General features: G+C 70.7%; 11 protein-coding genes and 1 tRNA gene. 5 read left to right on the top strand and 7 right to left on the bottom strand.

The window, feature by feature from the left end; translation table 11 throughout:
• The first annotated feature begins 1 nt into the window (after position 1).
• Both ACQVFL_RS30725 and ACQVFL_RS30720 read left to right on the top strand, forming a co-directional pair.
• On the top strand, positions 2–301 hold the full coding sequence (locus ACQVFL_RS30725; RefSeq protein WP_396696484.1) for a hypothetical protein: 300 nt from the start codon (positions 2–4) through the stop codon (positions 299–301).
• Between the two features lie 5 nt (positions 302–306).
• On the top strand, positions 307–957 hold the full coding sequence (locus tag ACQVFL_RS30720) for an aminodeoxychorismate/anthranilate synthase component II (protein ID WP_396696482.1): 651 nt from the start codon (positions 307–309) through the stop codon (positions 955–957).
• Positions 958–1,069: 112 nt separating this feature from the next.
• Here the strand turns inward: ACQVFL_RS30720 and pknB are convergent, their stop codons facing one another.
• From pknB to ACQVFL_RS30685, 7 genes are read right to left on the bottom strand one after another with little or no spacing between them, the layout of a single operon-like run.
• Positions 1,070–2,908, bottom strand: coding sequence for a Stk1 family PASTA domain-containing Ser/Thr kinase (gene pknB / locus ACQVFL_RS30715; protein ID WP_431728184.1), 1,839 nt, complete (start codon positions 2,906–2,908; stop codon positions 1,070–1,072).
• Positions 2,905–4,317, bottom strand: a complete 1,413-nt coding sequence (locus ACQVFL_RS30710) for a serine/threonine-protein kinase (RefSeq protein ID WP_396696478.1) — start codon at positions 4,315–4,317, stop codon at positions 2,905–2,907. Before ACQVFL_RS30710 ends, pknB begins: the two co-directional genes overlap by 4 nt.
• Position 4,318: 1 nt before the next feature.
• Entirely contained in the window at positions 4,319–5,824 is a 1,506-nt protein-coding gene (locus tag ACQVFL_RS30705; RefSeq protein WP_431728183.1) for a peptidoglycan D,D-transpeptidase FtsI family protein, read from the bottom strand.
• The gene (locus ACQVFL_RS30700) at positions 5,821–7,311 is read right to left on the bottom strand and encodes an FtsW/RodA/SpoVE family cell cycle protein (RefSeq protein ID WP_396696474.1); all 1,491 of its coding nucleotides are present in this window, start codon (positions 7,309–7,311) and stop codon (positions 5,821–5,823) included. Before ACQVFL_RS30700 ends, ACQVFL_RS30705 begins: the two co-directional genes overlap by 4 nt.
• Before the next feature lie 27 nt (positions 7,312–7,338).
• Positions 7,339–8,802: a protein phosphatase 2C domain-containing protein gene (locus ACQVFL_RS30695; protein ID WP_396696472.1), complete on the bottom strand. Its 1,464-nt coding sequence runs from the start codon at positions 8,800–8,802 to the stop codon at positions 7,339–7,341.
• On the bottom strand, positions 8,799–9,287 hold the full coding sequence (locus tag ACQVFL_RS30690; RefSeq protein ID WP_111242783.1) for an FHA domain-containing protein FhaB/FipA: 489 nt from the start codon (positions 9,285–9,287) through the stop codon (positions 8,799–8,801). Before ACQVFL_RS30690 ends, ACQVFL_RS30695 begins: the two co-directional genes overlap by 4 nt.
• A 6-nt stretch (positions 9,288–9,293) precedes the next feature.
• Entirely contained in the window at positions 9,294–10,088 is a 795-nt protein-coding gene (locus ACQVFL_RS30685) for a DUF3662 and FHA domain-containing protein (protein ID WP_350697915.1), read from the bottom strand.
• 227 nt (positions 10,089–10,315) lie between these two features.
• Here ACQVFL_RS30685 and ACQVFL_RS30680 point away from each other — a divergent pair.
• The 3 genes from ACQVFL_RS30680 to ACQVFL_RS30670 all read left to right on the top strand — a co-directional run bounded on the left by ACQVFL_RS30680 (position 10,316) and on the right by ACQVFL_RS30670 (position 12,376).
• A tRNA-Leu gene (locus ACQVFL_RS30680) sits at positions 10,316–10,401 on the top strand.
• A 65-nt stretch (positions 10,402–10,466) separates the two neighbouring features.
• Complete coding sequence (locus ACQVFL_RS30675) at positions 10,467–11,582, top strand: NAD-dependent epimerase/dehydratase family protein (protein WP_396696469.1); 1,116 nt, start codon at positions 10,467–10,469, stop codon at positions 11,580–11,582.
• Positions 11,579–12,376, top strand: coding sequence for a WecB/TagA/CpsF family glycosyltransferase (locus ACQVFL_RS30670; protein ID WP_350697917.1), 798 nt, complete (start codon positions 11,579–11,581; stop codon positions 12,374–12,376). The genes ACQVFL_RS30675 and ACQVFL_RS30670 overlap by 4 nt, the downstream gene beginning before the upstream one ends.
• Positions 12,377–12,411: the final 35 nt, after the last annotated feature.

Below are 12,411 nucleotides of genomic sequence, written 5' to 3'. Positions count from 1 at the left end.
GATGTACGCCTGGATCTGGCGAAAGCTGCCCTTCGGGGTACCCGGCAAACTCGTCGGCAGCCTGCTGCTCGCCACCACCGCGGTAGCGCTGCTCTGGTACGTGGTCTTCCCCTGGGCCGGGCCGCACCTCCCGTTCACCGGAGAGGACGTCCAGGTGACCCAGCAGGACGACGGTCCCGGGGCACCCGGCGGTGACGTGGTGCCCGGTGAGGATCCCTCCGACGCCCCGCCCGGTGACGAGCACGACCTGCCGTACGACACCGACCGGAACAACACCCCGCCGCCGGACGAAGACGAGTGAGGCCGATGCGCGTCCTGGTGATCGACAACTACGACTCGTTCGTCTTCAACCTGGTGCAGTACCTCGGCCAGCTCGGCGTCGAGTGCGAGGTGCGGCGCAACGACGAGATCGACGTGGCGGAGGTGGGACGGGTCGGTGCCGACGGCATCCTGCTCTCACCGGGACCGGGCAGTCCCGACCGGGCCGGCATCTGCCTCGACGTGATCCGCCGGTACGCGGGCGAGATCCCGATCTTCGGCGTCTGCCTCGGTCACCAGGCGATCGGCGAGGCGTACGGCGCCACCGTCGCCCGCGCCCCCGAGCTGCTGCACGGCAAGACCTCCGAGGTACGCCACGACTCGGTCGGCGTACTCGCCGGTCTGCCCGACCCGTTCACGGCGACCCGCTACCACTCCCTCGCCGTCCTGCCCGAGACGCTGCCGGCGGAGCTGGAGGTCACCGGCCGGACGGAGTCCGGCGTGGTGATGGCGATGCGGCACCGCACGCTGCCGATCGAGGGCGTGCAGTTCCACCCGGAGTCGGTGCTCACCGAAGGCGGGCACCTGATGTTGGCGAACTGGCTGGCTGGCTGCGGCTACCAGGAGGCGCTGGAGCGGGCGCCCGCGTTGGCGGCCGAGGTCGACACCCGCCGCCGCGCCGCGTTCGCCACCACCTGACGCCGGTCCGTCACCGGCCCGCCCGACACAGCGAAGCGGTCACCGACCGCCCGGCCCCGCCGGACCGGGCGGCGTCGCCACCGCACGGGGGTGGCGGCGGGGGCCGCGTCGGTCACTCTCCGGGGAAGCGGAACGGCGGGAAGCCCGAAGTCGGCATCACCTGGCCGCCGCCACTGCCACCGCTGCCGCCACCGTCGTCGTCCTCGTCCGGCGGCGGGGTGGACGGGCTCCCGGTCGGCGGCGTCGGCGTCGGCGGATCCGGGTCCTCCACCTCGGGCACCGACACGACGATCTTCACCGTGCTGCCCTTGGTGCGCTGGGAGTTGGCGTTGGGACTCTGGTCGAGCACCCGACCGGCCTGGTCGGCGGGCACCTCGCGGCCCTGGTCGACGTCGACCTTGAAGCCGGCGTTCTCCAGCGCCTGCTTAGCCGCCTGCTCGGTGAGCCCCTCGACGTTCGGCACCGGCACGACGTTGCCCCGCGACACGGTGAGGGTGACCTTGGTCCCCTCTGCCACCTTCTCGCCCTCAGCCGGCTCGATCTTCAACACCTGGCCCTCGGGCGCGGCGTTGTTCTCCTGCTTGACCTCGACTTCGAGTTTGAGCTTCTCCAGCTCGTTCTCGGCGAACTGCCGGGTGCCACCGACCACGGACGGAATGGTCACTTCGGGCTTGCCGCCGCAGATCTCCACGGTCACCGTGCTGTTCGGCTCCACCCGTTCACCGGCAGCCGGGGTCTGGTTGACCACGGTGTCCTTCCGGCAGTCCGAGTCGAAGACGGGGTTGCCCACCTCCAGGGTGAGGCCACTCTGCTCGGCCTGGGCGCGCGCGTCCTCCTGGCTGAGCCCGGTCAGGGTCGGCACCGGAGTGTCCTCGGGATCGCGCTGGTTCAGCAGCAGCGCGGCGACCAGTGCGATCACCGCGAGTACGCCGAGCGCGGCGAACATGGCGATCAGCCAGGACGAGGCGCGACGCTGGCGCGGGTCGCCGACCCGGGCGGGGATCTGCCGCGTCTGGGTGGCACCCGCCGCACCGGACGAGTAGCCCGGGGACGGCGCCATCGCGACGGTCTCGTCCTCGCGCATCACGGGCGTCGCCATGACCGGGCGCCCAGCCGCCGCCCGGAGCATGTCGGCACGCATCTCACCGGCGCTCTGGTAGCGGTTGAGCGGGTTCTTGGAGAGCGCCTTGAGCACGATCGCGTCGACCGCCGGGGTGACGTCCGGGTTCAGGTCACTCGGCGTCGGCGGGGTCTCCCGCACGTGCTGGTACGCGACGCTGACCGGGCTGTCGCCGACGAACGGCGGGTGGCCGCAGACCAACTCGAAGAGGACGCAGCCGGCGGCGTACACGTCGGAACGGGCGTCGACGGCCTCACCGCGCGCCTGCTCCGGGGAGAGGTACTGGGCGGTGCCGATGACCGCGCTGGTCTGCGTCATCGTGGTGGCACCGCTGGCCAGAGCCCGGGCGATACCGAAGTCCATCACCTTGACCTGGCCGGTCTGGGTGAGCATCACGTTGCCGGGCTTGATGTCGCGGTGGATGATGCCGTGCCGGTGGCTGAACTCCAGCGCGGCGCAGATGTCGGCGGAGATCTCCAGCGCCCGCCGGGGCTGCAACCGGCCCTCGGCACCGAGCACCTCCTTGAGGGTGCGCCCGTTGACGAACTCCATCACGATGAACGGAAGGGTCTCGCCGGTCGGCGCCTGTTCCTCACCCGTGTCGTAGACCGCGACGATGGCCGGGTGGTTGAGCGAGGCCGCGTTCTGCGCCTCCCGCCGGAAACGCATCTGGAATGTGGCGTCCCGGGCCAGGTCGGTCCGGAGCATCTTGATCGCGACATCTCGGCCGAGCCGCAGGTCGCGACCGCGATGCACCTCGGCCATGCCGCCATATCCGAGCAGCTCGCCGACCTGGTACCTGCCACCGAGCAGGCGGGCCTGCGCTGTCATCGCGTCCGTCGTCCTTCACTCGTCGTCGTCTCGTGGCTGCCCACGCGGGGCTGATCCAGTCGACGGTACGCGGTACCGGCCGGATCGTCTCGCCCGTCGAGCCCTGGCACGACGGACGACACCGTTTGCACGGAGACCCCGACCGGCAGGTCGGCGCTCTGGTTCATCCGCACCCGGTAGGAAACCACGCCGGAACAGAGCAGGACCAGTACGCCCAGCATCACTGCCAGAAACAGGACTCCGGAACGCGACCGTCCGGGCACCTGCTGTGGTGGTGCTGGCCGTGGCTGGTAGCCGGGCGGCGCGGCGGCGGCACGCGGGTAGTTGTTGGGCGGGGGCATCGGTCGGCCGACCGGCATCGCCGGCACGGCCGGGGCGACGGTCGTGGGGCGCAGTGGTTGCGCCGCCGGGGGACGGGCCGCCATCGGCGGCCGGTGGTTCACGGCCGGAGGGCGACCGGGCGGTGTCGAGTGCGGCGCCGCCGACGGGCGCGGCGGTTGCGGTGTCGGCACCTGGGCGCGTCCGGGAGCCGGTGACGCGGGGGCGGCCGAGATCGGGTTGGCGTTCTGCCCACCCGCGCGCGCCTGCTGGGACAGCGCCGTCTTGAGCTGCCGGGCCACCCCGGCCAGCGCGGCGGCGCTCTGCCAGCGGTCCTTGGGGTCCTTCGCCATGGCCCGCTCCACCAGGGCGCAGACCTGCGGCGGGATGTCGGACGGCAACTGTCGCGGGGTCTCCCGCACGTGCCGCATGGCGATGTCGAGCGGGTTGTCGCCCTCGAAGGGCCGACGCCCGGCGAGACACTGGTACGCCACCACGCCGAGGGCGTACACGTCCGAGGCGGGGGTGGCGACCTGGCCGGTGGCCTGCTCGGGCGAGATGTACGAGGCGGTGCCGAGCACCGAACCGGCGGCGGTGAGCTGGCCGACGAGTTCCGAGCGGGCGATGCCGAAGTCGGTCAGCACCAGCGTGCCGTTCGGCCGGACCAGCAGGTTGCCGGGCTTCACGTCCCGGTGCACGATCCCCTTGAGGTGGGCCGCGTGCAGCGCGTCGGCGGCCTGCGCCACCAACGCCATCGTCCGGGCCGGGGTGAGTCGACCGACCCGGCTCAGCGTGGCCGAGAGCGGGTCGCCCTCCACGTACTCCATCACCAGGAAGGCGATCTGCTGGTCGTTGCCGAAGTCGTAGACGTCGACCACACCCGGGTGGTTGATCGTCGCCATGGTGCGTGCCTCGCCGCGGAACCGCTCGGCGAAACCGGGCTCGTCCAGCAGCGCCGGCAGCAGGCTCTTCACCGCGACCGTACGGCCGAGCACCTGGTCCAGGCCGCGCCAGACGTCGCCCATGCCACCGCTGGCGATGCGCTCGTCGAGACGGTAGCGGTTACCGAGCTGCACTCCCGGACTGAGCATGTCAACGCCCTCCACGGTCGGCGATGACGGCGCGCATGATCTGCCCGGTGATCCGGGCCGCCTCTGCGCTGCCGCCGCTGCCGGCCTCTTCGAGCAGCACGCAGACCGCCGAGACCGGTTCCCCGTTGGAGTCGATGGCGAAACCGATGAACCAGCCGTGGTCGGGCCGGTCGGGCGCCGACTGGGCGGTGCCCGTCTTGCCACCCACGGTGTAGCCGTCGATCTGCGCGGACCGGGCGGTGCCGTTCTCCACCACGCTGACCATCATGTCCCGCAGGTCGGCGGCGACCTCCCGGCTCACCGGACGGCGCAGTTCGCGCGGCTGGGCGGGATCGTAGACCGTGGTGCGGTCCGGCCCGAGGAGCTGGCGTACCAGATAGGGCCGCATCTGACTGCCCTGGTTGGCGACCGCCGCGGCGATCATCGCCCCCTCCAGGGGACTCATCCGCACGTCGCGCTGCCCGATGGAGGACTGGGCCAGCGCCGCCGGGTCGGCCCCGCCGTCGGGGTTCTGCATATCACCGGTACGGCTGGCCGCCACCGACTGGCCGCCCTCGCCGAGCCGGCCGACGGTGAGGTCCTCCTGCTCGAACCCGAACTGCCGGGCCTTCTCCTTGATCACGTCCGGGCCGAGCTGCACACCGAGCTTGGCGAAGCCGGTGTTGCAGGAGTCGGTGACCGCCTTCATCAGGGTGACCTCGGACTGCGGGCAGATCGACGGCACCGCGTTGGTGATCGCCTCGCCGGAGGTGGGCGGGGTGTAGCTCGGCCCGGCCGGGATGTTGGTGTCCTTGCCGATCCCGTTCTCCAGCGCGGCGGCGGCCACCACCATCTTGAACGTGGAGCCCGGCGGCAGCACCTCGCCCAGCGCGCGGTTGCGCAGCGGGCGCTGCGGGTCCTGCTCCAGCTCGTTGTACGCCTTGGTCGCCTCGTTCGTGTTGTGGCTGGCCAGCGGGTTCGGGTCGAAGCTGGGCATGGAGACCATCGCCTGCACCGCCCCGGTCTTCGGGTCGATGGCGATCGCCGCGCCCTTCTTCACCCCCCGGTTGTTGTTGCGCAACTGGTCGTACGCGACGTCCTGGGCCCGCCGGGAGAGGGTGAGCAGCACGTTGCCCCCGGCGGTGCGGTCGCCGGTGAACATGTCCTTGATCCGGTTGGCGATGAGCTGGTCGCTGGTGCCGGCGAGGAAGTCGTTCTCGGAGCGCTCGATCCCGGTGTCGCCGAGGTTGACCGGCTTGTAGCCGAGCACGTGGGCGTACTTCGCCCCACCCGGGTAGGTCCGCAGGAACTTCAGCTCGCCGTCGGTCTCCTTGCTGACCGCCAGGGCGGTGCCGCCCGCCTCGATGTTGCCGCGACGGCGCTCGTACTCGGCGACCTGGACCCGACCGTTGTAGTCGCTGGTGCGGTACTCGTCGGCCTTGTACGCCTGGATCCAGTTCAGGTTGGCGAAGAGCAGAGCGAACAGGACGATGACGACGACGCCGACCCGGCGCAGGGGTGCGTTCACGGCTTGATCACCTCCGTGGGGGCACCGTGCAGTTGCTCGGGCGGTCCGCCGGACGGGCGGTTCACCTTGCCGCCGATCCCGGTCACCGGGCGGCGCCCGGCGTCGGAGACCCGCAGCAGCACCGCGACGAGCAGCCAGTTCGCCATCAGCGAGGAGCCACCGGCGGAGAGGAACGGGGTGGTCTGACCGGTGAGCGGGATCAGCCCGCTGATGCCGCCGACGATCACGAAGACCTGGAGCGCGAGGGTGAAGGCCAGGCCACCGGCGAGCAGCTTGCCGAAGGAGTCACGGACCGCGATGGCGGCCCGCAGCCCACGCTCCACGATCAGCAGATAGATCACCAGCAGCGCGGAGAGGCCGAACAGGCCGATCTCCTCACCGAGGCCGGCGAAGATGAAGTCGTTCTGCACCTCCGGCAGCAGCAGCGGCTGGCCGCCGCCCGGTCCGGCGCCGAACATCCCGCCGGTGCCGAGCGCGAGCAGCCCCTGCACCAACTGGTAACCGGCGTCGTACGGCTCGGCGAACGGGTCGAGCCAGATCTCGGCCCGGACGTAGAAGTTCGCGAACGGTCCACCGACCAGTTCCCCGAGCACGTACGCGAGGTAGGCGCCGCCGAAGAAGAGGACCAGACCGATGAGCAGCCAACTGACCCGTTCGGTGGCGATGTACACCGTCGCCACGAACATGCCGAAGTAGAGCAGCGAGGTGCCCAGGTCCTTCTCGAAGATCAGGACCAGCAGGCTGATCGCCCAGACCACCAGCACCGGCCCCAGGTCGCGACCACGCGGGAAGTCGATGCCGAGGAACCGGTGACTGGCCAGCGAGAGCACCTCGCGCTTGCGGACCAGGTAGTAGGCGAAGAAGACCAGCAGGGCGAGCTTGGCGAACTCGCCGGGCTGGATGGAGAAGCTGCCGACCCGGACCCAGAGCTTGGCACCGTTGATCTCGGAGATGCTGGCCGGCAACACGGCCGGCAGCATGACCAGCACGATGCCGGCCAGGCCCAGGGTGTACGCGTACCGGGAGATCGAGCGATGGTCGCGCATCAGCGCCAACAGCCCGGCGGCGAGGATCACCGAGACCAGCGTCCAGGCCAACTGCCGCCCGCCGGTGCCGGCGAAGGTGGCCATGTCGACCCGGTCCTCGGGAGCCGACCGGGCCAGGTCCAGCCGGTGCAGGAAGCCGACGCCGAGCCCGTTGAGCAGGGCCACCGCCGGCAGCAGGGCCGGGTCGGCGAAGGGCGCCAGGAACCGGATCACCAGGTGCATGCCGAGGAACACCGCGGTGAGCGCGGCGGCCGGCACCCAGAAGGTCGGGGTGACCGTGTCGAGCACGTTCGCCTCGACCATCGCCCCGTACGCCGCGACCAGGGCCATCGCCAGCAACAGCAGCGACAGCTCGGCGTTGCGCCGGGACCGGGCCTGGCGTACGCCGGAACGCTCGCCCGCACTGGCGGGCGAGGTTGCCGGGGTGGCCGCTGCGGTCACGATCGTCCTCGGTTCGGGTGCCGGTGCCTACTCGGGCGACCGGCAGGCCGCCGGGTCGACGGTGGGCGAGAAGGTGTCGGGCGTGGCATCGGGTGTACCGGTGGTGGGCAGGAGCGCCGCCCCGTTGTCGGACGGGCGCACCGGCGGGGTCGCGGAGGCACCCGTGGCGGAGACCGACGCGCTGCCGACCGGGCTCGGCGAGCCGCTCGGCGGATCCGCTGCCGGCGACGGTTCGCCGGCGTCGGGGGTCGGGGTCGCCGTGGGCGGGCAGATCGGCTTGAGGTTGACGTTGGTGGGGCTGTCCACCGTCAGCTCGGCCAACCGGCGTTCCGCATCCGGCTCACTCTTGGCCGGGATGCCCTGCTTGACCTGCTCCTGCGCGGCGAGGGTGAGATCGTCGAGCTGGGCGCTGCTCTCCGAGTGGACCGTGGAGAGGTCCATCCCGGCGATCTGACCCTGGATGCCGCGGAACACGGCCACCTGGCCGTCCTGCGTGGCACCGACGTAGTACTGCCGCTGGGTGTAGGTGTACCCGCCGTAGAGGCTGCCGCCGAGGATGACCGCCAGGGCGGTCGTCATCGCCAGTGCCCGCAGCGGGCGGCGACGGGCCTCCGGCTCGTCGTCGGCGTTGCCGGCGGGCTCCTCCGGCACGGCCGGGCGGGGCGCGGAGAGCGCCGAGGCCCGAGCGGCCGGGGTGGAGACGTCGGCCGAGGTCGCCATGCCACGGTCCCGGGCCGCCGCGCCGCCGACGATCGGGGCCGCCTCGACGATGTCCCGGTCGGTGGCGTCCGCGATGATCACCGTGATGTTGTCCGGACCGCCGCCGCGCAGGGCGAGTTGCACGAGTCGCTCGACGCACTGCTGCGGGTCGGTGTACTCACGCATGGTCTCGGCGATGGTCTCCGCACTGACCACGCCGGAGAGTCCGTCGGAGCAGATCAGGTAGCGGTCGCCGGTGAGCACCTGACGCACCGAGTACTCGGGGTCGATGTCCCGGCCGTCCAGGGCCCGGGTGAGCAGCGAGCGCTGGGGGTGGCTGCTCGCCTCCTCCGGGCTGATCCGGCCTTCGTCGACGAGCATCTGGACGTAGGTGTCGTCCTTGGTGATCTGGGCGAACTCACCGTCGCGCAGAAGGTAGGCCCGCGAGTCACCGATGTGGACCATGCCCAGCTTGCTGCCGGAGAAGAGGGTCGCGGTGAGCGTGGTGCCCATCCCCTCCAGCTGTGGGTTGGCTTCCACGGTGTCGCGGAGCTGTTGGTTGGCGGTGCCCACGGCGGAACGCAACGCGTCGACGAGGGCGTCACCGGGGACGTCCTCGTCGAGCGGCGCCATGGCACCGATGACGATGTTGCTGGCGACGTCACCGGCGGCCATGCCGCCCATGCCGTCGGCGACGGCGAGTAGCCGCGGTCCGGCGTAGACGGAGTCCTGGTTACCGTCACGGATCAGACCGCGGTCGCTGTGGGCCGCATAGCGCAGGGTCAGAGTCATGGCCGTAATTCGAGAGAGGTGCGGCCGATCCGGATCGGCACGCCGAGGGGAACGGGGGTCGGTCCGGTGACCTTAGCGCGATCGAGGTACGTCCCGTTAGTCGAACCGAGATCCTCGACGAACCACTGCCCGTCGCGCGGTACGAGCCGGGCGTGTCGCGCGGAGGCGTAATCGTCGGTGATGACGAGGGTGGAGTCCTCCGCCCGACCGATGGTTATCTGTGCCTCGCCCAACGTGATCCGGGTGCCGGCCAGTTGCCCCGCGGTCACCACGAGCTGGTGTGCCGCCCGCCCCCGCTTCACCTTCGCCGGCTTCGCCGTCGCCTGGCCGGTCGACGCGCCGACCGCTCGGGGTGCGGCCACCAGCCGACCTGAGCGGGCCCCCGCGAACAGGTCCCGACGGATGACGCCGACCACCGTGAACACGAAGATCCACAGCAGGACGAGGAATCCGAACCGGGCGACGGTGATGACGAGTTCCGGCAAGGCGGGTCAGCCGTCCACGCGGAAGGTCAGGGTGGTCGTACCGAGCTGGATCATGTCGCCGGGGTTCAGCGCCACGGCGGAGACCCGCTGGCCGTTGACCATCGTGCCGTTGGTCGAGCCGAGATCGGTCAGCACGACCTGGCCGCCGTCGAAGTCCAGCCGGGCGTGTCGCCGGGAGATACCGACGTCCGGCAGACGCAGGTTGGCCTGGTCGCCCCGACCGATCACGGTCGAACCCATCTGGAGCGGGTAGGTGCGGCCGTCACCGGAGACCAGCCGTACGTTGCGACCGCCACCATGACCCTGCGGCGGGCCGTAGCCGCCGCCCTGGTCGTACGAGGGGTAGCCGGGCGGGCCGGCGTCGTACCCGCCGCCGGGCGCCGAGACCGGGGCGACCTCGCCACCGGTGTAGACCTCGGCGGTGACCCGGAACATGCCGGTGTCCAGCCCTTCACCGCGCTCGATCTCGACGATCACGTCGCCGTAGACCGTCCAGGCCTGCTCGCCGATGAACTCCGCCTGCGACTGGGCCAGTTCCTGGGCCAGCGCGGCGGCGTACGGCGCCAGCCGACTGTGGTCGTAGGGCGAGAGATCGATCACGTAGCGGTTCGGCACCAAGGTGCGCCCACCGGCCAGGATGGCCTTGTGCGCCTCGGCCTCCCGCTGCATGGCGTTGAGGATCTCCACGGGGTGCACGACCCCCTTGAAGACCTTGGCGAAAGCCCCTTCGACCAGGCCTTCCAGACGCTTCTCGAAGCGTTGCAGCACGCTCACCGGCTCCTCCTCGAGTCCCGAGGACATGATGGTATCCGTCCAGAGCGCACGCAGCTCACACGCCGCTCGGCCAGCAGGCCACGGCCCGTTCGGACGGCCTCGGATCGTCGTGCTACTCTTTCGTCCGCCACGAACGGTAACCGCTGGAAGCAGCGAATGCCATTCGCGGTGACGACCGAGGGTCACGTAGCATTGCCGAGGTCCGCCGGAGACGGTGGAACCGGTCCGGGCTACGCTGCCCGAGGTCATGCCACGGGGAAGTGGCGGAATGGCAGACGCGCACGGTTCAGGTCCGTGTGCCCGAAAGGGCGTGGGGGTTCAACTCCCCCCTTCCCCACCACAGACGAGGGCTCCGCGGCGACGCGGGGCCCTCGCTCCGTATCGAGGCGCACCAAACGTCACGCTATGCTCCGATGGTTTCTGCCTCCGACGCACCAGGAGTGGCATGTGAGTGTCGCATTCGTGACCGGTTCGGGCGGGCTGATCGGCTCCGAGGCGGTCCGGCACTTCGCCGGCCTCGGTCTCGACGTCGTCGGCATCGACAACGACATGCGGCAGGAGTTCTTCGGCGAGGAGGCGTCCACCGCGTGGAACGTCCGCCGGCTGACCGACGAGCTGGGTGAGGGGTACTCGCACCACAGCATCGACATCCGCGACCGCAGCGCGCTCGGCGCGCTGTTCAAGCGGTACGGCCGGGACGTCGCCGTGGTGATCCACACGGCCGCGCAGCCCTCGCACGACTGGGCGGTCCGTGACCCGTTCACCGACTTCGACGTGAACGCCGCCGGCACCCTGAACGTCCTGCAGAGCGTCCGGGAACACTGCGTGGAGGCACCGTTCATCCACTGCTCGACGAACAAGGTCTACGGCGACCGGCCGAACAGCCTGCCCCTGGTCGAGCTGGAGACCCGCTGGGAGATCGAGCCGGGCCACCCGTACGAGCAGGGCATCCGCGAGGACATGTCGATCGACGCCTGCCTGCACTCCATCTTCGGCGCCTCCAAGGTCGCCGCCGACGTGATGGTGCAGGAGTACGGTCGCTACTTCGACATGCGGACCGCCTGCTTCCGGGGCGGGACGCTGACCGGCCCGGCCCACTCGGCGACCGAACTGCACGGCTTCCTGGCGTACGTGATGCGCTGCAACCTGGAACGCCGGACGTACAAGATCTACGGCTACCAGGGCAAGCAGGTGCGGGACGCCATCCACAGCTCGGACGTGGTCTCCGCGTTCGAGGCGTTCTTCCGCAACCCCCGCTCGGCGGCGGTGTACAACCTCGGCGGCGGCCGGCACTCGAACACCTCCATGCGGGAGGCGTTCACCGAGGCCGAGCGGATCACCGGGCAAGAGATGATCTCGGAGTACGTCGAGGCCAACCGGATCGGCGACCACAAGTGGTGGATCGGCTCGAACGAGGCGTTCCAGGCCGACTACCCGGACTGGAAGCAGGTCTACGACGTACCCATGATCATGCGTGAGATCTACGAGGCCAACGTGGACAAGTGGGTGCCGGGAGCATGACCAAGAAGAACGTCCTCGGTGTCCTCGTCGACGCCACGAACTACGCCGAGGCGACCGAGCGGGTGGTGGCCGCCGCGCAGGAACGCCGTCCGATGGCGTTGACCGCGCTGGCCGTGCACGGCGTGATGACCGGCGTGCTGGACCCGCCGCACAACGCGCGACTCAACTCGTTCGACGTGGTGACCCCGGACGGCCAGCCGGTGCGCTGGGCGTTGAACCTGCTGCACGGTGCCGGCCTCACCGACCGGGTCTACGGGCCGCTGCTGACCCTGCACGTGCTCTCCCGTTTCGCCGACGAGGGCCTGCCGGTCTACCTGTACGGCTCGACCGACGAGACGCTGGCCCGGCTCATCCCGGAGCTGGAGCGGATGTTCCCGGCGTTGAAGATCGCCGGGGTGGAGGCGTCGAAGTTCCGCGCCGTACAGCCGGGCGAGGACGTCGAGATCGCCGACCGGATCAAGGCCAGCGGTGCCCGGCTCGTCCTGGTCGGCCTCGGCTGCCCACGCCAGGAGGTCTTCACGTACGCGATGCGTCCGCTGCTGGACATGCCGATGATGGCGGTCGGGGCGGCCTTCGACTACCACGCCGGGCTGCTGCGCCAGCCACCGCCGTGGATGCAGCGGGCCGGGCTGGAGTGGTTCTGGCGGCTCGGGCTGGAGCCGAAGCGGCTCTGGCGTCGCTACGTGATCCTCAACCCGGCGTACCTCGGCCGGCTCTTCGCGCAGAAGACCGGGCTGTGGAAGGCCCGCCCGCCGGCACCGGCCACCGAGCGTCCGAGCACCTTCGCGGTCTGACCCGACGACGGAGACCGGGCCCCCTGGCGGTACCG

Source organism: Verrucosispora sp. TAA-831 (genome assembly GCF_050780145.1).
Classification (GTDB): domain Bacteria; phylum Actinomycetota; class Actinomycetes; order Mycobacteriales; family Micromonosporaceae; genus Micromonospora.
The sequence above is the reverse complement of the archived record's forward strand: the minus strand, read 5'-3'. Positions and strand labels throughout refer to the sequence as shown.

Coding starts and splice junctions, on each gene's coding strand:
- ACQVFL_RS30725 (WP_396696484.1), top strand. CDS start 2: ATGTACGCCTGGATCTGGCGAAAGCTGCCCTTCGGGGTACCCGGCAAA.
- ACQVFL_RS30720 (WP_396696482.1), top strand. CDS start 307: ATGCGCGTCCTGGTGATCGACAACTACGACTCGTTCGTCTTCAACCTG.
- pknB (WP_431728184.1), bottom strand. CDS start 2,908: ATGACAGCGCAGGCCCGCCTGCTCGGTGGCAGGTACCAGGTCGGCGAG.
- ACQVFL_RS30710 (WP_396696478.1), bottom strand. CDS start 4,317: ATGCTCAGTCCGGGAGTGCAGCTCGGTAACCGCTACCGTCTCGACGAG.
- ACQVFL_RS30695 (WP_396696472.1), bottom strand. CDS start 8,802: ATGACTCTGACCCTGCGCTATGCGGCCCACAGCGACCGCGGTCTGATC.
- ACQVFL_RS30685 (WP_350697915.1), bottom strand. CDS start 10,088: ATGTCCTCGGGACTCGAGGAGGAGCCGGTGAGCGTGCTGCAACGCTTC.
- ACQVFL_RS30675 (WP_396696469.1), top strand. CDS start 10,467: ATGCTCCGATGGTTTCTGCCTCCGACGCACCAGGAGTGGCATGTGAGT.
- ACQVFL_RS30670 (WP_350697917.1), top strand. CDS start 11,579: ATGACCAAGAAGAACGTCCTCGGTGTCCTCGTCGACGCCACGAACTAC.